Source organism: Psychrobacillus sp. FSL K6-2365, from assembly GCF_038003165.1.
GTDB lineage: Bacteria > Bacillota > Bacilli > Bacillales_A > Planococcaceae > Psychrobacillus > Psychrobacillus psychrodurans.
The window spans coordinates 1332143-1352932 of the sequence record NZ_JBBOOO010000001.1; the positions used below are offsets into that span (position 1 = coordinate 1332143).

Sequence of the window (20790 nt, forward strand, 5' to 3'; positions counted from 1 at the left end):
TATGGACTTTAATAAAAAGTACACCCCACAAACTTGGCCAGATCATCCTGAGCAAGTTACTTTAGAAGGTAAGAATAAATTTTTAGGTTTTTGGTTATTCCTAGGTGGAGAGACTGTACTATTTGCAAGTTTGTTTGCTACTTATTTAGCGTTAAAAAACAAAGGTCCAAGTGGTATGACTTTCTCTACTGAGACACTTTTTGAATTACCGTTAGTATTTGTTATGACGATGTTACTATTAACTTCTTCATTAACAAGTGTGTACGCAATGTATCACATGAAAAATCACAATTTTAGAGGTATGCAAACTTGGTTAGCTATAACAGTTCTTTTAGGATTAGCTTTCTTATGTTTAGAGATTTATGAGTTTAACCACTATGTACATTTAGGTTTTACTTATGGTCAAAGTGCTTTTTCATCTTCATTCTTTACACTTGTAGGTACTCATGGATTGCACGTAGTAATTGGGTTGGGATGGATTATTCTATTAATGTTACGTAATGCAAAACGTGGATTTAGTTTGTATAATGCACCAAAATATTATACTGCTTCTCTATACTGGCATTTTATTGATGTAGTGTGGGTATTCATCTTTACAGTAGTATACTTGATGGGAGTTGTTGGTTAATATGTCACACGACGCTCAAGTTTATGTGAGATCACAAACAGAATTTGAATATATTAAGCAAAAACGTAAAAAAGATATGCGTAACCAAGTTACAACTTTTGCGATTATGATATTCTTAACATTAATTGCTTTTACTACTGTAGCTGCTGGTTTTTCCGTATATTTAATAGTTCCAGTTATTTTATTGCTTGCTGCAATTCAAGTAGTATTACAATTGTACTACTTCATGCATATGAGTGAAAAAAATCATCAGGTAGCTGCATTTTTCTTGTACAGTGCTTGTTTGATAGCTTTCACTTTCATCTTAACTTTCCTTACAATTATTTGGTGGGGTTAAACAATTTAAAGCCGAGACAAAGTTAAATACTTTGTCTCGGCTTTTTTTTAGAATAAGGAAGTTTATAATCTTTTGACATACAACCTAGATTTGAAAAACTGGGAGGAAGAAATTATTAGTAATTGAGTTGTTTGCTAATTTTTTAAAGGTGAAGGATGTATCTTTAAATTCTAAATGTCATAGTTCGTTCATTGAAGTTATTGGGCTCGACCTATATAATAAAGGAAGTTACCTAAAAAGGAGCGATGATTTCTATGCCTTTAAGTATATTTGGATTCCAAGCAATGTGGAGCCCAGTGATGATTGGAGTAATAGTATTTCTAACTATTTTATATTTTTTAATAACAGTCAAATGGAGAAATGACTTTAAAGTATCCGAGCCGTTGAAAATGAAAGAGGCTGTTTACTTTTTAGTAGGTATTGTACTTTTATATATTGTAAAGGGTTCTCCAGTGGATTTAATGGCACATATTATGTTCTCATTTCATATGGTCCAGATGGCACTTTTACTATTATTAATTCCGCCGCTTTTAATGAAAGGGATACCATGGTGGGTATGGAAAGTTGTCATAGAATTACCTGTGGTACGTAAGGTTTTTCCAGTTTTAACAAAGCCATTACTTTCACTAATTGTCTTCTCAGGGTTGTTCTCGTTTTACCATATTCCTTTGTTTTTCGATTATATCAAATTGGATGAAGGATTACATGGAACGTACACGTTTATTCTATTCCTGTCAGCACTTTTCATGTGGTGGTCAATCATAGAGATAAAAGGAATTACTGGACGTTTACACGGCTTGAAAAAGATAGGATTCATTATAGGAAGTGCAGTTTTAATAACACCAGCATGTGCGCTGATTATATTCACTGGAACACCATTGTACGATACGTACACAAATTCGGATTCATGGTTGAAAGCGATGGAGCTATGTGTTCCAGCAAGTACATTAGCGGGACTATCATTAAGTGGACCTGAATTATTTTCCAATATGACACCTATCGCAGATCAGCAATTGGGTGGTATTCTGATGAAAATTGTTCAAGAGATTATATATGCAGTATTCTTAATGTCCATTTTCTTCAAATGGTATAAAAATGAGCAGGACAACGCAGAAGAAATTACGCAAAAAGCTCTAGATGATTTAAAAGTACAGGCTAGACTATAGTCAATATAGTGATTTGAGGAGAATGATTGATGAATTTACCAGTTCTACCAACAATAAGTACATTTTTTATCGTGTTAAGTGCTATCTTAGTAGCAATTGGTTGGGCATTCATAAAACAAAAGAAAATTGAAGCCCACAAAAAAACGATGACTGCAGCCGCAATTTCAGCTTTAATATTTTTCATCATCTATGCATCACGAACTATTTTCATTGGTAATACAGCTTTTGGTGGACCAGCCGATATTAAAATTTACTATACAATCTTTTTAATATTTCATATTACATTAGCAACGACAGGTGCATTTTTTGGTTTGGTAACTCTATATCTAGGATATAAAAATAATATCCAAAAGCATCGTAAAATAGGACCAATCACAAGTGTGATATGGTTTTTAGTTGCAATAACAGGAGTTGCTGTCTACTTATTGCTATATGTATTTTATACAGGTGGAGAAACTACATCGGTTATCAAAGCAATAATAGGTGGATAAAAAGAAAAGCCAATACTCTATTGGAATCATTCCAAAAGAGTATAGGCTTTTTATAATCGTTTAAATTTTAAAATTTAGTTTAAGCATTCCAGATTCTTTAGCAGTAATAAAAATAATAACTACAAGAGGGCCTATCATAAACCCAATGAAACCAAATAGCTTTGCTCCTATAAACATGGCTATTAAAATTGCAAGGGGGGATATTCCCATCTGAGAACCCATTAACTTAGGTTCTATAGCTCTGCGTATCACTAGAAGCACAACTGCCAATATAGTTAACTTAGTTCCCAATACCATGTCACCTGTTAGATAATGATAAATAGCCCAAGGTGCTAATACAGCAATGGAACCCAATATCGGGATAATATCGATTATCCAAATAACAATAGCCATTATTAAAGCATATTTTGGCGTGATAATAAGTAATAGGCCAATGAATGATACCCCCAAAATAATAAAACTAGCTATAATTTGGGCTTTCATAAAACCAATAGCTACTTTCTTTATGTTAGAAAACATAAAACGTACTTTACCAGCTGTGTTATCTGATAAATAATGAAAAAATTTAAGCTGTAAATTCTGTAAATCTAACATAAATAAAAAAAGGGCAATAATAAACACTATAAAACTAACTAAAAAGTTCGGTATATTCGTTAAAAGTGTAGAAATATTATTGTAACTAAGTATATCTAGTAGGGCATCTCTCATACTTTCTAATGTAGCATCAAATTTACTTTGAATCGATACGACAACTTCTGTAGGGAGACCTTCTGTGTATTTAAATATGTTGTTTTGCATGTTAATCCATAATCCGGTCCAGTTATTAATATATGTAGGAATGGTCTGAGAGATGTGAATAAGCTGGCTAATTAGTTTGGTAATTACCAAGTATAATAGTCCGGAAATGACGATAATAAAAAGAACAAAGTTAGTTATGACAGCAGGTTTACGCTTCCATTTAAATGTTTTTTGAGTGAACTTTACGACAGGTTCCATAATGATAGCTGTAAGTAAAGCGAGTATAATTGGAATGGAAACAGGAAGGATAAATATTGTTAATAATAAGAGTATAAAGACAAGAACAATATATTTTATATATTCTTTTTTAAAAAAATTTAAGACCATTATACGCTCCTTTCTTGTCGTTTATTAACAGTATAGACAAGTTCCTAATTTTTGAACAGAAAAAACGCAAGAGAATTAAACTCTTGCGTTTTAGGATTTCCTATTAAGCATGAATTTCAAAAGCAGCTAACTCTGCTCTTACAGCAGCTAATGTTTGATCACAAGATTTTAGGAGATGCTTTGGGAAAACTTCATTTTCGCCATATTCAACACCATGTGGATAATAATGTTTTCCTATAACCGGTTTTAAAAGTGTAATATTTGCATCGTGTGCCCCTACATCACCATCTTTTGTGAAACCAAATACTCGAAGATAAAATGTACCTTCTTTTATAACATACTTTTTATCATAAGTAACACGTTCGTAATCCCATTGACCTGCACGAACTAAACCTTGCTTTTTCATAAGGTCATCTAATATATTTAGATCAATGACAGTGTTTTCTATACCAGTGTTTTCGAAATACATTGAATTGTCCTCCTTCACGTTCATATTCCAAATAGAATCTGTTCCTATTAATATTAATTCAAATTTGATAATGTTGCAATGGTAACATTGTGTCTTTCTAGTTAACCTTGGTATACTAGGAGAAATGGTGGAAGAGTTAGGAGAAGAAGTTATGATGAATAATCTAATACGTATTGTTATTGCTATAGCTATAGTACTAGTGATATTTATATATTTTGATAATCCTGTACATGAAAATGAGCTCATTACTGGCTCAAATAATACAGGGCAGGTAATTCCAAACTCTTCAACAGAAATGGTGGAAGTTGAGACCGCATTTACACGTCCCAAGGAAGGAGTTTCAACATTAGTAGGAGGTTCGACCCAAGCGGTTATTGAGTTATTAGGGAAACCTACTCGGACCGAACCATCAGCATTTGGATATGAGTGGTGGGTATACAATCAGTCTCTTAAAACTTATTTGTTAATTGGAGTAGAAGGAGATAAAGTAACCCAAGCCTTTGCTGCTGGAGATAACATAGAGGTCGCACCTTATAAAATTGGGCAAGACGTAGATGAAATTTATCGTTTTACGTTAGTGCAATCTGAAATTTCATTTTCTATAGATTCAAATACTTATACTTTTTCTCTTACGGAAGATGACATAGACAATAGAATATTAGTTCAGTTTGATAATTTATTTGCTATGCTATATATAGATTCGGAAAGTCGGCAGCTAGAAGCAGTTAGGTTTACAGACCCCAAAACTATTTTGCTGCATAAGCCTTATGATATTTTATATAACGGAATTATGGTAGAAACAAAAACTCCTGATTCCCTCTTTCAAGCTGCGATAGACCGCGCAAATGAGCGTCAGGTATTTGAACTTACAAATGTATATCGTTATCGTAATAACCTTCGATTACTAGTGTCTGATAATGAATTGCAAAATATTGCGATGGATAATAGTGAGGAAATGGCGAAAAATAATATTGTTGTCAATGAAAAGTTTGAAGTATCCAAGTTTAGTGATCAATTAAAAGAGTCATCAATTGAATTTTCTAGTGCCGCTGGAAATACAGCCGCTTTTTATTTTGATGCAGGAGAAGCCGTAAATGGTTGGATGAATTCTAATGATCATCGCGAGATCTTATTAGGTCAGGATTATACACATACTGGTATTGGGGTTTACGGTAGCTACTATACGCAAAACTTTATTGAACGAACTGCTGTAAATAATTCCAAGGATATTCTTCAATAATTAGTTAGAGACAAACGTTCCCTCGCTTTCCTGATACAAAGAGCGAATGTGCAAAGGGACTTGATGAAGAGCAGCAAATGTAGCTGCTCTTTTTTGTATGACTTCGACAGGTTCATCTATCTTCTCCTGAAGTTCCTCATAGGTCATAAAAGGTATCAGCTCCACATTTTTGCTTGTAGAAGGATCTGACGTCATGATACCAGGGACATCCTTGTAAAATTCAACTACGTCAGCACTTAAATAATATCCATAAACGACGGCGGTTAGATCACTCCCACCTCTTCCTAATGTAGTAAAATTGTGTGTACTTTCTGAGACACCTTGAAAACCTGGGACGATGACGCATTGGAAATTTTCAAATGCTTGATGTACAGAGCTCATGTCTACTTTCTTAATAAGGGCATTTCCATACGTTTCGTTCGTTATGATGCCGGCATTTTTGCCATATAGAAGGGTAGAAGATACTCCTTCAGTTTTTAGTTCTGTTGATAATACAGAACTTGAGATCAACTCACCACATGCAGAGAGCAAATCTGTTTCAATGCTATTGTCGTTGATAGGAAGCAAATCTAAAAGAGTATCAGTTGCATAGGGTTTCCCCCTTCTTCCCATTGCCGAAACAACGACAAGCACGTTTTGATGGGTATTGATAGCTTGCTGGATTCGTTGTATTACTAATTGTCTGTTCTGATGATTTTGCATGGCAATACCGCCAAATTTTTGAACAATCATAATCTCAACCACTCTATTCGTGACATTTCAAACACTCCGTTCATACGATACAGGGAATTCATTTTACTGTATGCGATTTTACAAGAATGGTGTAGGGAGTGTGTTACTATTTATCCGTTAAATGAACTTTTAAAAGGATTAACATATAGTGTAATTGGTGACTTTTCAATATGTCGGATGAGCAAGATTGTTAATTTCTCAAAGCAGATTAAAGAAGGCGATATATTTATTTGTGAACGAAATAGTCGTCGTATTATAGATGAAGCGATTCATCTGGGCGCAGTTGCAGTAATATCAGAAGTTTTTCTAGCAGACTGCTGCGTTCCTCAGATTATTATTCCTTCTGATATGGAACGATTTAAGCAGAGAATTTGCGAAAAAACCTATGAACTGTATGGGAAAAAAGTGAAGACAGTAGCGATTACAGGAACAAATGGTAAAACGACAGTCGCTTTTTTCATAGGTCAATTACTTATGCAACAAAGGAAATCGGTTTGTGTAATCGGGACATTAGGTGTGTTTATCAACGGAAAGCAGTTGAAACAAAATTTCCGCAATAATACAACACTACCATTCTATGATTTTATACAAATTGTACATTATTGCTATGAGCATTCTGTCGAATTCATCATTTTAGAAGCATCTTCGCAAGGATTATTGGACAATCGCTTAGGGAGGTATCCGATAGACGTAGGAGTATTTTTGAATATTGGAAAAGATCATCTTGAATTCCATGGGGGAATGGTTCCGTATAAAAAGTCAAAAGAATTACTCGTACCACTATGTACCACATTAGTAGTAAATGCAGATGATGACTGGTGTAGAACAGTTGCTCAAAATTCTTTTTTACCTATAATAAGCTTCGGTGTCGATGCTCGTAATACTGTTACTTTTCAACAAAAAAACGACAATGAAGATGAAATAACGTATCAATTTTATGTGAAAAATGAAGAAATAGAAGTGAAAATGAAGAACAGTGGATTTTATAATGGGATGAATCTCGCCGCTGCACTTGCTTCTTTATGGGCTTTGAAGGTTCCACTTTATAATGTAAAACCTCTTATGCTTCCAAACGGAAGATTTCAGCATGTAGATAATAATAAAGGGATTAAAGTGCTAATCGACTACGCGCATACACCAGATGCTTTGGAAGCTTGCCTTTCAACTATTAATGCTTTTGCTAAAAATAATATATACGTTGTATTTGGATGTGGAGGAAATAGAGATAAGAAAAAACGAAACGAGATGGGAAAAGTAGCAACAACTTTTGCAACACAATCAATAATAACCTCCGATAATCCACGAGATGAAAACCCAACAGATATTATAAAAGAAATTGTAAGGGGATTGGATAAAAAGAAATATCATATAGAACCTGACCGAAAGCAGGCCATTATTTATGCACTACAAATAGCAAAAGAAGGAGATGTTGTATTAATAGCAGGAAAGGGACATGAACAAGAGCAAATTTTACATGACCTCGTAGTCCCTTTTTCTGATCGTGATGTAGTTTGTTCTTATTTTGAAGAAGTAGGAGGATTAATTACAAAAAATGATCCTGTAGCATAAGCAATTTTTCTTCCGTCAGGCTGTGTTACGGTGCATTCCATCACTATTGTTTGACGACCTTTATGTAAGTATTTAGCGGTTGCTATTAAGGTTTTTTCCGTTGAAGATTTAACATAGTGAATTGTCATATTCGTTGTTACTGCACCTTTTCCTTCTGGGTGTAAATCCTTATTAATTAAAAATCCCATTGCATTATCAGAAAGTGTAGCGATAATACCGCCATGAGGCATATTAAAACTATTATGTGTGATTGGAGTTATTGGCATTGTGACAATACATTGATCTTGCTCATACTGAGTATCCATTTGAAATACGGCATTTAAGTATGTAGGGGCCTGGTTTTGCTGCTTTTGTTGAATCGCATTTAGAAAATCATTTATTAAGCTTAGTTCTTGTTCAGATGACTGTTCTGCTACTTTTTCAAATAAATTTTGTAGTTCGTTCATTATTTTCTCCTAACAAAAAGTTAATAGTTTGGCATTTGTTTTTACTTTTCTGGTATGATTAACTCAGATTGGAGGTTAATCAAATGATTATGACTAACGAATGGGTCGATATAATGGACCAGTCGGATATATTATGTACTATGATTCTTTCCTCTGAGCAATTTTACCAATACTTAGATGCACATCGTGCTGTATATACAGATATATCTTTAGTAAGTGAGGTTAATAGCTTCACTAGACTAAAAGAGCAATACGAAGAGGTTCAACGTTTCGGGAAATACCATCCTGATTATTCGAAGGTTATGAAAGATATTCGTGTAACTAAACGAAAATTGGATATGGTAGATGCAGTGGCGCACTTGAAAGTCGCTGAGAACGAATTGCAGGACTTACTGGACGAAGTGAGTTTGTTAATTGGTAAATCTGTTTCAGAAGGCGTTAAGGTTCCTGTAAGTAATCCATTTTTCGCTTCCTCGGGCTCTAGCTGCGGAAGTGGATGCGGAACAGGCGGATCTTGTTCTTGTTCTGCCTAATGTATTTAGTAAAGTGTAGATGTGTGCAAAAAATGCACACATCTTTTTTTGAAAGAAGTTATATAAAAATGCAGCGTGAACGCTGGGTATACAGAACTTTTAAGAATGAATAATACTACTGATTTACGTTTCAGGTGGACGCTTTCCGCGGGCGAGGCCGAGCCTCCTCGTTCTCTTTGCGACGAGCTTTGCGCAGAAGCAAGCGAAGCGGCTGAAGCCGTGCCCACGGAAAGTGTCCGCTCGGAGCGGAAATCAACGTTGCCTGTATTCTACTTATAATGCTGCTCTCGCTTCTTATCATTTAGTTACTAATCTAGCTTCAGCACTTCCATCGCTAAATCTGGTCTGTCGGTAATTATTCCCTTTGCACCATTGCTGATTAGTTTTTTCATCATTTCTGGATCATCAATTGTCCAATAGTGAACTGGGATATTTAATGAATTTAAAAATTTTATAAAACCTGGATTATCCAGTGGGAATAAATTTGATCTTACTGGAATTTGAAAGACATCGGCCTTTGGATGATATAAATGTTTAAATTGACTCGTGTATGCTGTATACGCTTTTTTTACTTCCTTTTCGCTTGCACCTAGTGCAACCGAATTTTGTGCATATAAGTTAAAACGATCTAGTTGGTCATCATAAAAACTAGCGACCACGACACGATCTAATGCTTGATGCTCCTCTAAAAGTCTCCAAAGTTTGGAAGGCATTAAACTTCCTTCATAAGTTTGAGGAGCATCCTTCATATCCATGTTGATCAGCATCTGTGGATATGAATTTAGTAATTCCCCTAAGGTTATAATCTGTTCGCCACAGTTTTTAAAGGAAGGGGAGCCTTCAACATCCAAAAAGTGATGTCCAAGATCTGCTTCTTTTAATTCAGCTAATGTATAGTCGGATACTTTTCCAGCAAAGTTAGTTACTCTGTTTAGTTCTTCATCATGAAATACAATTATCTCTTCATCTTTTGTTAGTCTTATATCTATTTCAAAACCATGGACCCCAAGTTTTGCAGCTTGTTCGAATGCAGAAGGAGAACATTCTGGGGCAAGTGCTGATCCTCCGCGATGTGCCAATATAATAGGTTGTTCATATTCCAATGCTTTTTTAGGTGGTCGACTTTGCGGTTTGGAAAGTGCTTTAGTACTAGCCCAAGCTGCACCTGCTGCGGCTGCAAGTGCGAAAGCAACATTTGACTTTTTACCCATAAATCAATTCCTCCTTAGAGTGAAATGTATTTAATAAAAATATTACTTGTTTCTATGAATTATCCAGTATGAATTTCATTTACCAAGGGCATTTTCTTATTATATCCAAAGTACATAAAACTGTCAGCTAGTTGTTGTTGCTATCAAATTCCTCCATATGTTATTCTTGAGAGGAAGAAATGAGGGGAAAAGTATGACAGAAAGACAAGGACTAATTGTCTATGTGCATCATTTAAAACAAGCTAAATCCTTGCGGAAGTTTGGTCACGTTCATTATATTTCAAAAAGACAAAAATATGTCGTATTATATTGCGATCAAGATCAAATTGATGCTGCTAAGCAAAAGATGAACAAATTGCCTTATGTTAAGGAAATTTTAGAGTCATATAGACCATTTTTGAAAACTGAATTTGAAAATAGTAAACCAGATAAAGCGAAAGAATACGATTATAAAATCGGACTATAACTAAGCCTACTGTAACGGTGGTATTAAATGATTTAAACGTAAAATACCAATTATATACTGATAATATAAATTTACATCCACATAGATGGAAGAGTGTTTGATGTCGACTTTAATGGGTTCGATTGATAACTCAGCCAAAGCTTCCTTAAATGTAGTGAGTCGTTTTGATTCTTGTTGCGTTTCAACTATACCCTCTCGACATATATATATGGGAAAAAAGTTTGCAGTATTTACTGGTTTTAGAGCGATTGCGATAGAAAAGTATCTTATTTTGTCTTTAGTTGAAGAAAAAATAAATGCTTGGTGTATACGATCTTTGTTTACTCTTGCAAGTTCACAGAGTTCGTAAATATCTCCATAACCTTCGCCTAGTTCTATAAAACGTTGAATCAATTGATAACACTTCCTTTCTTATATATCTTACCACTTTGTTGGAGGACAATTCTATGAAATTTGTTTTAAGTTTTTTATGTCTATTCCTTATTGTTTCTAATAGTGTTCTACTTTTGTTTCAATACGATGCATACTCATCCGAGTTAGAAGAGAATGGACAAGTATTTTTTTATGAGCAGGATGTGGAGATGAAAGTAAAGAATGACAAGATTGTTATTAAACAACATTTTAACAATATCCCAAAGGAAGAAGTTGCTTTATCGTGGCCGATTATTAGTGAGAATAGAAGCTGTGATTTAGATACAAGTGATAGTTGTAACCGTTTGTCCGAAGATATGACTACATTTAAAGTAGGGGAAAACTCTAAGCAGAGTATTTCTTATGAAATTCCCTTAGTGGAAGGGTTAAAGGATGGACAAATGATCCAAAACTTCCTAGTTAAACTAGAAACAGGGGATGTCTCGCTCACATCACTTGATATTACCGATGAGTTGAAAAGAGGTGGTATGTGGGTATCTGGATTGCCTTTAATCGGTACAACCTCATTGGAACTGATTGATTATACACTTTCTTTTGGTGCGGGTGATGTGCAAGAATTATATTGGCAGCAGGAGGTATTACCTGTTCAATATGAAGATGATTACTTCACAGTTTATGCTTCCAACACTTTACCGGATGAAGTCACTGACATAATAGGGGAGTTAGATTCAACTAATGATGAGCATTTAGCAATATTATTTGAGGAAAATAAAAATAATATTGATGCCACTCGAATTGCATTTATACAACAAGGGGATATAGCTTCTATACAACAAGAGCTTATCATCAAGAATATACAAGCTCAATACGGTTTAGCTCAAGATAATCAGATGATTGCAGAGGTTTTAAGTAACTTTTTGCTTGAAATACCTGTCGGTTCAGCGAAGTCCATTTGGATGTATGAAACGATAAATAACTATCTAACATCCGATCAACGAGCAGAATTTCAAACAGCTTTGTTAAATAATAAAAATACAACAGCAGCAGAATTTGATAAAATATTGACAGATATTATCGATTTAAAGACTTCTTTTTTTGTAATGAATGAACAATCAGGGGCAGAAAATTTCCCATTACTATTTGAAGATCCTAGACCTGTATATATAAATGAGCAACAGCAAGAAGAGATGAAAGTTCTATTCAAGGATGGCAAGGTTTTATACGCTGCAGAACAATTGTTAACTTCTTTGGGTTATACTCTTAACGACACGGACAAAGGCTTATATGTTCAAAATGCAACTAGAGCATTTCGTTTTCCGATTAAAGAACCATTCTATGTATTAAATAATAAAAGATATGATGCGTTATCGGAACCATTTGAGGTTATTGCATCACAATTATATATTGAAGAAGCGTGGATGATACGTTTGTTTTTATTGAATATTGAAAAACAAGATAAACGTATTAATATTACACAATCCGCACTATTTTAGGATTGGAGTTTAGAGATGAGAGTTATATCAGGTGCGAATAAAGGGCTGCCATTAAAAGCAGTCCCTGGGATGAATACAAGACCTACAACAGATAAAGTAAAAGAGTCCTTATTTAATATGATTGGTCCATACTTTGACGGTGGTATAGCTGTTGACTTATTTGCCGGTAGTGGTAATTTAGGGATTGAATCCTTGAGCAGAGGTATCGATAAATGTATCTTTATCGAAAAAGACCCAAAAGCTATACAAACCATTAAAGAAAATTTGATGAAGTGTCGTCTAGAGGATTCAGGTGAAATTTTCAAAGCAGATGCCATAAGAGCAGTGAAAGCTTTAGAGAAAAGAGAACTTAAAATTGACCTATTATTTGTAGATCCTCCATATAACAAAGTAATGTATTATGAATTAGTTCAAACACTAGTAGACAAAGGATGTATGAGTGAAACTGCAATTATTGTTTGTGAACATGAGAAAAATGTCGTTCTTGAAAAATCCTACGGTGACTTTGAATTAGTGAAAAAAGAGATTTACGGTGGAACGGTTATCTCTATTTATCGTTACCTTAAAGAGGAGGGGAATTAAATTGGGGAAAATAGCTGTAGTACCAGGAACATTTGATCCGATTACTAATGGTCATTTAGATATTATTAATCGTGGGGCATCCGTGTTTGGAGAAGTTTTTGTAGTTGTTTTGAATAACTCTTCTAAAAATCCGCTTTTCTCAGTAGAGGAGAGAATGCAATTAATCATAGATGCTACTTCACATTTACCAAATGTCAAAGTTCAAACATTTTCCGGATTATTGATAGATTACGCTGAAAGTGTGAATGCGAGCGCTATTATTCGTGGTTTACGTGCGGTCTCTGATTTTGAGTATGAAATGCAAATTACTTCTATGAATCGTGTTCTAAATGATAAAATCGAAACATTTTTTATTATGACTAAAAATCAGTATTCTTTCCTTAGCTCAAGTATAGTGAAAGAAGTGGCAAGGTACGGCGGTAAAATAGATGAACTTGTGCCATCTCATGTCGAAGAAGCTTTAAAAGTAAAATACAATACATATTAAAAACTAGAGAACCTTGCTATTATGCAAGGTTCTTTTTTGAAGCTAAGTATAAAAAATGTAGCATAATCATGGGGTTCTTGATATTTAAACAAATGAATAACCGCTATTATTTCTGCTTCAGACGGACGCTAAAAGCCTTAAGATTACCGAAAGAAAGAGAGTCTAGTAGTGACATAAATCACGATCAGAATTTCCAAAAAATCATCAGTAATAATATAGCGAGGAGTCTGTTCAAAGCACTTCGGAAACGTTAGCAACTAAAGTTAGGACATCAATTTTGCCCGGTTATATTATTTTTGTAACAAAGGAAGAATCACAAAAAGAAAAACAATATCGGAATGATAAGAATATGTAGAAAGCGGAACAGAACATATTTGCGAATCGGGATACTTGCTTTTTGTGCAAGCACAATTATTTGCATATGAATACTAATTCCGCTAAATGCAATAATAATAGCGACTACAAATGGTAAAAACGTGGAGCCCGATAACATTTCCCCTGCTAAGCTAATCCCGCCGGTCATTTCAAAGAGAGAAGCAATAAAAACAAGTAGAATAGGTGAAATATTAGGTAGAATTTCTTTGACGGATTCAAACACTATAAAACTTACTGTAGTAAAAAATATAACAGTAGTTCCGATGAGCAATAATATTTGATAGGTCTCTTTAATACTCTCCTGGAATGGCGACTCAGAAGACTTTTGAACATGTGAATTTTCATGGATAGGAGGAGATAAAAAGATAAATACTAGTAAAAAGATTAAGTTCACCGCATGAATTATAAGTAAGAGTTTAATTCCCGCAATTTCAGCATGGAAGATTTCAATCCCTACAAAGCCTATTACAAACATTGGACTAGGAGCATGGGATATTGCGATTAACCAACTAGCATTACTCTTATTAAGCGTACCCAGTTCCTTCAATGAAGTAATAACTGCAGCACCACTCGGAAAACCGCCTATAGCACTTAATAAATAGATATTAAAATACAATTTAAATTTATTTGTCGTGTTTAAAAATGAGTTTTGAGAACGTATAAATAGCTGTGTTATTACTAAATAAGGCAGTAAGTAAGGTAGTAGAGCAGTTGTGAAAATTCTCATACCTTCAACTGCACCTTTGTGTGCAACACCAGGCTGCAAAAATAAAAGGATTATAAGTGCCCAGCTTCCAATTGTAATCAGTCTATGCATGTATAATTCATCCTTTGTTCACATATATTTTGTCAGAAAAAAATGGAAGTGATAAACTAATATTCAAATGTGTTTTAGAAAGAGAGGGATATTTTGATGAAGAAGAGAAATCCTATAATCCTTCTTTTCATAGTAGTGATAGTTTTAGCATTAGGTTTCTATCCATTAGAATCTTATATTTCTAGACCGGGTGGTGCATACGAATTAGATCCGTTTGTAGAAGTTGATGGTGGTGATCAAGATGACGAAGGTACATTGAGTCTCCTAACGATTGCTCTAGCAAAAGCTACACCGCTAACATACGCATATGCTAAAATTACAGATAGTCAAAAAATTTACAAAGCAAATGAAATTCGTCAAGAAGATGAAGACGAAAAAGAATATAATGTTCGTCAATTAAAGCTTATGTCAAATTCTCAATTTAATGCTATTTCAGTTGCATTTGACCGTGCGAATAAGCCTTATACTGTATCAAATAACGGAATATTTATTTTTAATGTAGTGGATGAAGGTGCAGCTGATGGAGTATTAGAGGCTGGTGATAAAATTTTGCAAATGGATGATATCGATGATTTAACAGAAGAGTCTATAAGAGCCTATCTAGCTGAGAAAGCAGAAGGGGATGTTATTCGTTTAAAGGTTGAGCGTGATGGGGAACAGGTGGATAAAGAAGTTTCTCTCAAATCAATTCCCGGAGTGCTTGAAAAGCCAGGTATCGGAATTAGTTACACTGCGGACAAAAAAGTTGAAACGACTCCAGGTGTACATATTAACTCTGAAGATATTGGAGGACCATCAGCTGGTCTCATGTTTACTTTAGAGATCCTGAATCAGTTATTACCAGAAGATATTACAAAGGGATATAAGATAGCAGGAACAGGAGAAATGGGACCAGATGGAACAGTTGGTAGAATCGGAGGGATAGACTTAAAAGTAATAGCTGCGGACAATAAAGACATTGAAATAATGTTTGCTCCTGATGATGATATTAATCCTATTGTTTTGGAAAATAATCCTGGTCTAACATCTAATTATGAGGAAGCACTAAAATCTGCAAGAAAAATAGGTACGAATATGAAAATCGTACCTGTGAAAACTATTGATGATGCTCTTGCTTACTTAGAACAATTAGAGCCCAAAAAATAATCTATTCTTGAATAATAGGGGCATTTCGAAAATCACTGCCAACCATGCTTTGACCAAACGAAGACTGTAATCCTAAGTAAAAAAGGTCTGCAGCTTTAATATCTAATTGCAACTGTTTATCATTTTTACTTGCGGCTACTCTACTAATTAGAGGGAGCTGCAATTCTTTTTTTATGCTTTGTAAATACGCTTGCCCCTTTTTATTCATTGCTAGAGGTCTTATATATGTGGGTAAATCAATGTCACGTAATTGGTCCCAGGTAAAGTCGGTATAAATATGTGTTAACATTCGTTGAATCCTTGTCCATGTAAAGCGCTTTGATTTTATTTGTTGCATAAAAGATTCAAAGTTAGTGTGTGTCTTAGCAGCTTTCCAAATAGCGTTTTCCATACCCTCGGTAATCTCTGCAATTTGTGCCAACTTTTCCTTCGATGAGCGAAGTATAAGTATTCGTAGTGTCGGATAAAATATTTCCCAGCTACCAAAAGAAAAGTAGGTACTTTCCCAATCCTTCAGTCCTTCTAAGCTAGTACTAGGCATGAAAGCATTTACCTCAGAGATTTTCTGCCCTTCGAATAGTAATTTGCGAATACCAGTTGCACTGGCTATAGTTTCGTTATTATTAGCATCATCATGAAAATTTGCGACAACACGTTGAATAGTCTCAGGTTTAATATTACTGTTTAAAAGGTTTGCAGCCTGGACGTAATGGTATCCTAAAATATTATTTGGTTTAGATAGATCTACTAAACGGTCCGTAGAGGCTTTAGAAATGTCATTGTACGCTTCATTTAATGCTTTAGGATAACTGATACCTTTTTTTATATAATTTGCAATGGCTGTATTATATTCGTCTTTTTTGGTTGATAATAGACTGTAGGTTTGTTGAAATGCTTCTAATGAACCCTCTTCACTACCGAAACAAAAGGAACTACACTTTAAAGCATCTAATAAGAAAATAGAACCTTTCGCAAAATCACTCGCCTGCGCTGTAGCAAATGCATAAGGAAGTTCAATTACTAAGTCAACACCTGAAGCAATGGCCATTTTTGAACGAGTCCATTTGTCAACTAGGGCTGGTTCCCCGCGCTGAAGAAAGTTACCAGACATGACGGCAATGACGATATCGTTATTCGTTTTTATACGAGTTTGCTGTAGGTGATGCAAATGACCGTTATGAAATGGATTATATTCTACAATAATTCCAGTTGCTTTCATCTTTAAATCAAATCCTTTCCTTAATGCCAGTATAATGTTAAACTAATGTAGTGACAAGAAATTATCTTGACATCTAAAATCAGTCATTATATAATCAACTTTGTTGTCTTGAGGTGATAATCGTATGAAATGGGCAATTCATCAGCTATCTAAATATCGTGAGAACGGACTAACTTTAGATGAATTCGTGGAACTCGAAAACGTGAAGAAGCGGAACCAGGACGTTCGAAGGATTTCACCCGTTCACGTAAAAGGGCACTGTACATTTGGTGCAGCGCAAATGACTTGTCACTTTCAGCTTTCAGGGACTCTAATTTTACCATGTGCACGCACTTGGGAAGATGTAGAATATCCATTTGAGATTGAATCTGATGAAATCTTCAACTGGTCTGAGACAGCACTCGCTTCTGCAAGAGCATATGATAACTTTCATGTTGTAGAAGGCGATGTTATTGATGTAGATCCAGTTCTAGAAGAATTAATTCTTTTAGAAATTCCAATGCAAGTGTATAAAGAAGGTGCAGACCAATTTAGACATGAGGGTGGAAATGGTTGGAGTTATGCAACAGACGAAGAACTCAAAGAAGTGCAGGAAGATGAACAACCAAAAGTAGATCCAAGACTTGCTGATTTAGCTAAGTATTTTGATCAAACAGACGAATAATAGATCTGTAAGGAGGTGCCACCTATGGCAGTACCAGCTAGAAGAACTTCTAAAACTGTAAAAAGAAAGCGTCGTACACATTTTAAATTATCCGTACCTGGTATGGTTGCTTGTTCAAATTGTGGTGAAATGAAATTGGCTCACCGTATTTGTAAATCTTGCGGTCAATACAAAGGGAAAGAAGTATTGAGCAAATAATTCAGTATTTGTTCCTTAAAAGACTACCAAAGAGACCATGGCTCTTCGGTAGTCTTTTTCTCTATTCACATTTTTTAAAAGGGGTGCGAGTAAATGGCTTATACGTTAGTAAAAAGAGAAGGAATAATTATTTTAGAAATAAATAGACCTGCTATACATAATGCGATAAACATGGAAGTCTTAGAGGGGTTTAAAGAGTTAGTACTTACAGTGAAAAATGAAAGTTCTATTAAATTAGCAGTAATAACAGGAGCAGGGGATAAGTCTTTTTGTTCCGGTGGCGATTTAACTGTTCTACATAAGTTGAAAACAGAGCGAGAGTCGTATGAAATGTTAAGTGACGCAGCGACTATTTTATATGATGTTGCTACGCTACCAATCCCTACTTTAGCGTTAGTTAACGGTACCGCAGTAGGTGGAGGTTGTGAGATTGCAACTTTATGCGATTATCGTTTAGTAAAGAAAGGCGCAAAATGTGGGTTCATTCAAGGTCAATTGGCGATTACTTCTGGTTGGGGCGGAGGAACCTATTTATGGGAAAAAGGGTTGCGACTAGATCATACACTCCAAATGCTAACAGAATCGATTCCTTATGTATCTGACCAACTCCAAGCGATTGGCTGGGCAACGGAAGTTTTCGAAGGAAATAAATACGATGCCCTAGAAACATTTATACAAAAAATGATTGTGCCACATGAATCTGTATTAAAAGCATACAAAATGCAATTAATTCGAAAATGGCAACAGACTAAATTATTCGAACGAATTATAGAAGAGGTTAGAACTTGTTCCGTTCTATGGGAGCAAGAAGCGCATCATCAAGCAGTCGATTCATTTTTATCTAAAAAGAAATAATATGAGAGTCTATTTGTACCCACTTTGCATATATTAATAAAAAAGCAAAGGGTGATCTAGATGAATGTAAAATTGAGAAAAGATAGTTGGACTGAAGAAGAAGATAATCTTCTAAAAGAAATAATTTTGAACAAAATTAATCAAGGCCACACGCAAATTTCTGGTTTTCAGGAAGCCAGTGTATTACTAGGAAGATCAAAGCAGGCGTGTGCATTCCGATGGAACAAGAATCTACGCCCTCAAATTATTAAAAAAGAACATAAAACAACAACCTCGTATTCTACTAGAGAAATAGCAGATTCCTCATCGCTTCAAAACCATTTGCAATTGGCAATGGAAAGTTATGATGAAATGAAGCATTCTTACGATGAAATTTCAAGTGCATATAATTTGTTGAAAAATGATTATGAACAGTTATTAAACTGGGTTAAACAAGGTATTACTCATATCGAACGCAAGTAAAAGAAGCCTTTTTATAAGGCTTCTTTTATTGTATAAAATACAATACTGAAGAATATAGTTGAAATCGCTTTCACCATTCGTATAGACTAATATAGATGGGGAAATGTCAAACGAAGGGGGAAATAAGATGAAGAAAGTGTTAATTGCAAATAGGGGAGAAATAGCTAGACGAATTATTAAAACATGTAAAAGATTAAATATTGAAACTGTGGCAATCTATTCGGAAGCTGACAAAGATTTACCTTACGCAAAAGAGGCTGATTTTGCTTTTTTAATAGGTCCAAATCAAGTTCAACAATCATACTTAAAAGTAGATGATATTATTGCGCTTGCAAAAAGGGAAAAGGTTGATGCGATTCATCCGGGATACGGGTTTTTATCGGAGAATGCTGAGTTTGCCCGTAAAGCAGAGGCTGAAGGTATTATTTTTATTGGTCCAAAACCAGAAACAATGGAAAAAATGGGAGATAAAATTGGTTCAAGAATTACGATGATTGATGCGAACGTTCCAGTTGTTCCGGGAACGGAAGAAGGACTTGCTTCTGTAGAAGATGCAATAGTAGCGGCTGCTTCGATTGGCTATCCGATTATGCTTAAAGCGAGTGCTGGCGGTGGCGGTATAGGAATGATTCGATGTGATGATGAAGCGACGCTTGTTAAAAATTTTGAATCTATTAAAACACGAGCAAAATCTTATTTTGGCAGCGATGTAGTTTTTCTTGAAAAATTTATTGATTCATCTAGACATATTGAAGTACAAATTTTTGGGGACACTCACGGAAATATTGTTCATTTATTTGAACGAAATTGTTCTGTTCAACGTAGAAACCAAAAAGTTATGGAAGAGGCACCTTCTCCCAATTTCCCTCAGGAAGCTAGGGAGAAATTATGGGAGGCAGCTGTGAATGCAGCGAAAGCTGTAAACTATATTAATGCTGGGACTGTTGAATTTATAGTAGATCATAATCATCAGTTCTATTTCTTAGAGATGAATACTAGATTACAGGTAGAGCATCCGATTACGGAAGCTATCACGGGGTTCGATTTAGTAGAATGGCAGCTAAAGGTTGCTGCTGGAGAAGAACTACCTGTGAAAGATCAATCTTCGATAAAATCTAATGGACATGCAATAGAATTTAGAATATATGCGGAGGACCCAAAAACATTTTTCCCATCACCTGGAACTATCACTGCACAAAGTTTTGAAACAGATGAGAAAATTCGAATAGATGCAGGTTACGCAGAAGGTGATAAAGTCACGCCGTTCTACGATCCGATGATTTCTAAAATAATTGTTCATGCAGAAAATAGAAAATTAGCGATAGAGTCTGCACAAAAAGTATTTTCTTCTGCTAAAATAGAAGGTGTGAAAACAAATATTCCACTATTCCATCAGTTTTTGGAAGATGAGAGTTTTATAAGTGGTGAGTATTCAACATCTGTTTTAGGGGAATGGATGAACAAACAAAGGGAGGAAGTTTCAAAATGAAAAATTTAGAATCGACAATGGCAGGAACAGTATTTACAGTAAATGTAGCAGTTGGGGAAGAAGTATCAGCTGGACAGGTAGTAATGGTGTTGGAATCGATGAAAATGGAGATTCCAATAGAAGCGGAAACAGCGGGTAAAATTGCAACAATCAATGCCGGAGAAGGCGACTTCGTAAATGAAGGCGATGTTTTAGTAACGTTTGAATAAAGGGGGCTT

Annotated in this window: 26 protein-coding genes; 18 read left to right on the plus strand and 8 right to left on the minus strand. The window is 35.0% G+C overall.

Annotated features, from left to right (window positions below; translation table 11 throughout):
- Nucleotide 1 precedes the first annotated feature (1 nt).
- The 4 genes from MKY29_RS06305 (at nucleotide 2) to MKY29_RS06320 (ending at nucleotide 2622) form a co-directional block, all read left to right on the plus strand.
- The gene (locus MKY29_RS06305; RefSeq protein WP_241596081.1) at nucleotides 2–628 is read left to right on the plus strand and encodes a cytochrome (ubi)quinol oxidase subunit III; all 627 of its coding nucleotides are present in this window, start codon (nucleotides 2–4) and stop codon (nucleotides 626–628) included.
- A gap of 1 nt (nucleotide 629) precedes the next feature.
- Nucleotides 630–965 (plus strand): cytochrome c oxidase subunit IVB, encoded by a 336-nt coding sequence (gene ctaF / locus MKY29_RS06310; protein WP_090562936.1) that lies wholly within the window; start codon nucleotides 630–632, stop codon nucleotides 963–965.
- Nucleotides 966–1219: 254 nt separating this feature from the next.
- Nucleotides 1220–2131, plus strand: a complete 912-nt coding sequence (gene ctaG, locus MKY29_RS06315) for a cytochrome c oxidase assembly factor CtaG (protein WP_340879329.1) — start codon at nucleotides 1220–1222, stop codon at nucleotides 2129–2131.
- A gap of 29 nt (nucleotides 2132–2160) precedes the next feature.
- Entirely contained in the window at nucleotides 2161–2622 is a 462-nt protein-coding gene (locus tag MKY29_RS06320) for a DUF420 domain-containing protein (RefSeq protein ID WP_090562930.1), read from the plus strand.
- Nucleotides 2623–2682: 60 nt separating this feature from the next.
- On the opposite strand, the gene ytvI is transcribed toward MKY29_RS06320, so the two are convergent.
- Nucleotides 2683–3747: a sporulation integral membrane protein YtvI gene (gene ytvI, locus MKY29_RS06325; RefSeq protein WP_093494377.1), complete on the minus strand. Its 1065-nt coding sequence runs from the start codon at nucleotides 3745–3747 to the stop codon at nucleotides 2683–2685.
- Between the two features lie 103 nt (nucleotides 3748–3850).
- Nucleotides 3851–4216 (minus strand): YugN family protein, encoded by a 366-nt coding sequence (locus MKY29_RS06330; RefSeq protein WP_090562923.1) that lies wholly within the window; start codon nucleotides 4214–4216, stop codon nucleotides 3851–3853.
- 151 nt (nucleotides 4217–4367) lie between these two features.
- Between MKY29_RS06330 and MKY29_RS06335 the strand changes: the two genes are divergently transcribed.
- A complete protein-coding gene (locus tag MKY29_RS06335) occupies nucleotides 4368–5456 on the plus strand; it encodes a CAP domain-containing protein (RefSeq protein ID WP_340879330.1) in 1089 nt (362 codons plus the stop codon).
- Here MKY29_RS06335 and MKY29_RS06340 read toward each other — a convergent pair whose 3' ends face one another.
- Complete coding sequence (locus MKY29_RS06340) at nucleotides 5457–6188, minus strand: amino acid kinase family protein (RefSeq protein WP_269921375.1); 732 nt, start codon at nucleotides 6186–6188, stop codon at nucleotides 5457–5459. It abuts the gene before it with no gap.
- A gap of 177 nt (nucleotides 6189–6365) precedes the next feature.
- On the opposite strand from MKY29_RS06340, the gene MKY29_RS06345 reads away from it, so the two are divergent.
- Nucleotides 6366–7757, plus strand: a complete 1392-nt coding sequence (locus MKY29_RS06345; RefSeq protein WP_340879331.1) for a UDP-N-acetylmuramoyl-L-alanyl-D-glutamate--2,6-diaminopimelate ligase — start codon at nucleotides 6366–6368, stop codon at nucleotides 7755–7757.
- Here MKY29_RS06345 and MKY29_RS06350 read toward each other — a convergent pair.
- Entirely contained in the window at nucleotides 7706–8203 is a 498-nt protein-coding gene (locus MKY29_RS06350) for a PaaI family thioesterase (protein WP_340879332.1), read from the minus strand. The two genes, MKY29_RS06345 and MKY29_RS06350, sit on opposite strands and share 52 nt — an antisense overlap.
- A gap of 83 nt (nucleotides 8204–8286) precedes the next feature.
- Here MKY29_RS06350 and MKY29_RS06355 point away from each other — a divergent pair, with 83 nt between their 5' ends.
- Nucleotides 8287–8736 carry a YlbF family regulator gene (locus MKY29_RS06355; protein ID WP_093494382.1) on the plus strand — a complete coding sequence of 150 codons (450 nt, stop codon included), beginning with the start codon at nucleotides 8287–8289 and terminating at the stop codon, nucleotides 8734–8736.
- Nucleotides 8737–9044: 308 nt separating this feature from the next.
- Here MKY29_RS06355 and MKY29_RS06360 read toward each other — a convergent pair whose 3' ends face one another.
- Complete coding sequence (locus MKY29_RS06360) at nucleotides 9045–9947, minus strand: glycerophosphodiester phosphodiesterase (RefSeq protein WP_241596062.1); 903 nt, start codon at nucleotides 9945–9947, stop codon at nucleotides 9045–9047.
- Nucleotides 9948–10140: 193 nt separating this feature from the next.
- On the opposite strand from MKY29_RS06360, the gene MKY29_RS06365 reads away from it, so the two are divergent.
- Nucleotides 10141–10413, plus strand: a complete 273-nt coding sequence (locus MKY29_RS06365) for a YlbG family protein (RefSeq protein WP_090562904.1) — start codon at nucleotides 10141–10143, stop codon at nucleotides 10411–10413.
- A gap of 6 nt (nucleotides 10414–10419) precedes the next feature.
- Here MKY29_RS06365 and MKY29_RS06370 read toward each other — a convergent pair whose 3' ends face one another.
- Nucleotides 10420–10806, minus strand: a complete 387-nt coding sequence (locus MKY29_RS06370; protein WP_340879333.1) for a DUF7147 family protein — start codon at nucleotides 10804–10806, stop codon at nucleotides 10420–10422.
- Between the two features lie 53 nt (nucleotides 10807–10859).
- Here MKY29_RS06370 and MKY29_RS06375 point away from each other — a divergent pair, with 53 nt between their 5' ends.
- The 3 genes from MKY29_RS06375 to coaD are packed head-to-tail and all read left to right on the plus strand — an operon-like array spanning nucleotide 10860 to nucleotide 13347.
- Nucleotides 10860–12278: a hypothetical protein gene (locus MKY29_RS06375; RefSeq protein ID WP_340879334.1), complete on the plus strand. Its 1419-nt coding sequence runs from the start codon at nucleotides 10860–10862 to the stop codon at nucleotides 12276–12278.
- Between the two features lie 15 nt (nucleotides 12279–12293).
- Complete coding sequence (gene rsmD / locus MKY29_RS06380) at nucleotides 12294–12860, plus strand: 16S rRNA (guanine(966)-N(2))-methyltransferase RsmD (RefSeq protein ID WP_093494384.1); 567 nt, start codon at nucleotides 12294–12296, stop codon at nucleotides 12858–12860.
- Between the two features lies 1 nt (nucleotide 12861).
- On the plus strand, nucleotides 12862–13347 hold the full coding sequence (gene coaD, locus MKY29_RS06385; RefSeq protein WP_093494385.1) for a pantetheine-phosphate adenylyltransferase: 486 nt from the start codon (nucleotides 12862–12864) through the stop codon (nucleotides 13345–13347).
- 313 nt (nucleotides 13348–13660) lie between these two features.
- Here coaD and MKY29_RS06390 read toward each other — a convergent pair whose 3' ends face one another.
- Complete coding sequence (locus MKY29_RS06390; protein WP_093494386.1) at nucleotides 13661–14539, minus strand: hypothetical protein; 879 nt, start codon at nucleotides 14537–14539, stop codon at nucleotides 13661–13663.
- Nucleotides 14540–14635: 96 nt separating this feature from the next.
- Here MKY29_RS06390 and MKY29_RS06395 point away from each other — a divergent pair, with 96 nt between their 5' ends.
- A complete protein-coding gene (locus tag MKY29_RS06395; RefSeq protein WP_093494387.1) occupies nucleotides 14636–15685 on the plus strand; it encodes a SepM family pheromone-processing serine protease in 1050 nt (349 codons plus the stop codon).
- Between the two features lies 1 nt (nucleotide 15686).
- On the opposite strand, the gene MKY29_RS06400 is transcribed toward MKY29_RS06395, so the two are convergent.
- The gene (locus tag MKY29_RS06400; protein ID WP_340879335.1) at nucleotides 15687–16904 is read right to left on the minus strand and encodes a nucleotidyltransferase; all 1218 of its coding nucleotides are present in this window, start codon (nucleotides 16902–16904) and stop codon (nucleotides 15687–15689) included.
- Between the two features lie 124 nt (nucleotides 16905–17028).
- Here MKY29_RS06400 and MKY29_RS06405 point away from each other — a divergent pair, with 124 nt between their 5' ends.
- From MKY29_RS06405 to MKY29_RS06430, 6 genes are all read left to right on the plus strand, one after another.
- Nucleotides 17029–17568 carry a YceD family protein gene (locus MKY29_RS06405; protein WP_090562880.1) on the plus strand — a complete coding sequence of 180 codons (540 nt, stop codon included), beginning with the start codon at nucleotides 17029–17031 and terminating at the stop codon, nucleotides 17566–17568.
- Between the two features lie 24 nt (nucleotides 17569–17592).
- A complete protein-coding gene (gene rpmF, locus MKY29_RS06410) occupies nucleotides 17593–17766 on the plus strand; it encodes a 50S ribosomal protein L32 (RefSeq protein WP_090562877.1) in 174 nt (57 codons plus the stop codon).
- 93 nt (nucleotides 17767–17859) lie between these two features.
- Entirely contained in the window at nucleotides 17860–18621 is a 762-nt protein-coding gene (locus MKY29_RS06415) for an enoyl-CoA hydratase/isomerase family protein (RefSeq protein ID WP_093494389.1), read from the plus strand.
- A gap of 60 nt (nucleotides 18622–18681) precedes the next feature.
- On the plus strand, nucleotides 18682–19083 hold the full coding sequence (locus MKY29_RS06420; RefSeq protein WP_090562870.1) for a hypothetical protein: 402 nt from the start codon (nucleotides 18682–18684) through the stop codon (nucleotides 19081–19083).
- 127 nt (nucleotides 19084–19210) lie between these two features.
- Nucleotides 19211–20572 carry an acetyl-CoA carboxylase biotin carboxylase subunit gene (locus MKY29_RS06425; RefSeq protein ID WP_093494390.1) on the plus strand — a complete coding sequence of 454 codons (1362 nt, stop codon included), beginning with the start codon at nucleotides 19211–19213 and terminating at the stop codon, nucleotides 20570–20572.
- Nucleotides 20569–20781, plus strand: a complete 213-nt coding sequence (locus tag MKY29_RS06430) for an acetyl-CoA carboxylase biotin carboxyl carrier protein subunit (RefSeq protein ID WP_090562863.1) — start codon at nucleotides 20569–20571, stop codon at nucleotides 20779–20781. Before MKY29_RS06425 ends, MKY29_RS06430 begins: the two co-directional genes overlap by 4 nt.
- Nucleotides 20782–20790: the final 9 nt, after the last annotated feature.

Excerpts from the sequence above, each read along its gene's own strand:
- MKY29_RS06340 (WP_269921375.1), bottom strand. The coding sequence starts at position 6,188 with ATGATTGTTCAAAAATTTGGCGGTATTGCCATGCAAAATCATCAGAAC.
- rpmF (WP_090562877.1), top strand. The coding sequence starts at position 17,593 with ATGGCAGTACCAGCTAGAAGAACTTCTAAAACTGTAAAAAGAAAGCGT.
- ctaG (WP_340879329.1), top strand. The coding sequence starts at position 1,220 with ATGCCTTTAAGTATATTTGGATTCCAAGCAATGTGGAGCCCAGTGATG.
- MKY29_RS06400 (WP_340879335.1), bottom strand. The coding sequence starts at position 16,904 with ATGAAAGCAACTGGAATTATTGTAGAATATAATCCATTTCATAACGGT.
- MKY29_RS06330 (WP_090562923.1), bottom strand. The coding sequence starts at position 4,216 with ATGTATTTCGAAAACACTGGTATAGAAAACACTGTCATTGATCTAAAT.
- MKY29_RS06305 (WP_241596081.1), top strand. The coding sequence starts at position 2 with ATGGACTTTAATAAAAAGTACACCCCACAAACTTGGCCAGATCATCCT.
- MKY29_RS06390 (WP_093494386.1), bottom strand. The coding sequence starts at position 14,539 with ATGCATAGACTGATTACAATTGGAAGCTGGGCACTTATAATCCTTTTA.
- MKY29_RS06345 (WP_340879331.1), top strand. The coding sequence starts at position 6,366 with ATGAGCAAGATTGTTAATTTCTCAAAGCAGATTAAAGAAGGCGATATA.
- MKY29_RS06405 (WP_090562880.1), top strand. The coding sequence starts at position 17,029 with ATGAAATGGGCAATTCATCAGCTATCTAAATATCGTGAGAACGGACTA.
- MKY29_RS06320 (WP_090562930.1), top strand. The coding sequence starts at position 2,161 with ATGAATTTACCAGTTCTACCAACAATAAGTACATTTTTTATCGTGTTA.
- MKY29_RS06365 (WP_090562904.1), top strand. The coding sequence starts at position 10,141 with ATGACAGAAAGACAAGGACTAATTGTCTATGTGCATCATTTAAAACAA.
- MKY29_RS06425 (WP_093494390.1), top strand. The coding sequence starts at position 19,211 with ATGAAGAAAGTGTTAATTGCAAATAGGGGAGAAATAGCTAGACGAATT.
- MKY29_RS06350 (WP_340879332.1), bottom strand. The coding sequence starts at position 8,203 with ATGAACGAACTACAAAATTTATTTGAAAAAGTAGCAGAACAGTCATCT.
- ytvI (WP_093494377.1), bottom strand. The coding sequence starts at position 3,747 with ATGGTCTTAAATTTTTTTAAAAAAGAATATATAAAATATATTGTTCTT.
- MKY29_RS06415 (WP_093494389.1), top strand. The coding sequence starts at position 17,860 with ATGGCTTATACGTTAGTAAAAAGAGAAGGAATAATTATTTTAGAAATA.
- MKY29_RS06355 (WP_093494382.1), top strand. The coding sequence starts at position 8,287 with ATGATTATGACTAACGAATGGGTCGATATAATGGACCAGTCGGATATA.
- MKY29_RS06360 (WP_241596062.1), bottom strand. The coding sequence starts at position 9,947 with ATGGGTAAAAAGTCAAATGTTGCTTTCGCACTTGCAGCCGCAGCAGGT.
- MKY29_RS06335 (WP_340879330.1), top strand. The coding sequence starts at position 4,368 with ATGATGAATAATCTAATACGTATTGTTATTGCTATAGCTATAGTACTA.
- MKY29_RS06375 (WP_340879334.1), top strand. The coding sequence starts at position 10,860 with ATGAAATTTGTTTTAAGTTTTTTATGTCTATTCCTTATTGTTTCTAAT.
- MKY29_RS06430 (WP_090562863.1), top strand. The coding sequence starts at position 20,569 with ATGAAAAATTTAGAATCGACAATGGCAGGAACAGTATTTACAGTAAAT.
- MKY29_RS06395 (WP_093494387.1), top strand. The coding sequence starts at position 14,636 with ATGAAGAAGAGAAATCCTATAATCCTTCTTTTCATAGTAGTGATAGTT.
- rsmD (WP_093494384.1), top strand. The coding sequence starts at position 12,294 with ATGAGAGTTATATCAGGTGCGAATAAAGGGCTGCCATTAAAAGCAGTC.
- MKY29_RS06420 (WP_090562870.1), top strand. The coding sequence starts at position 18,682 with ATGAATGTAAAATTGAGAAAAGATAGTTGGACTGAAGAAGAAGATAAT.
- ctaF (WP_090562936.1), top strand. The coding sequence starts at position 630 with ATGTCACACGACGCTCAAGTTTATGTGAGATCACAAACAGAATTTGAA.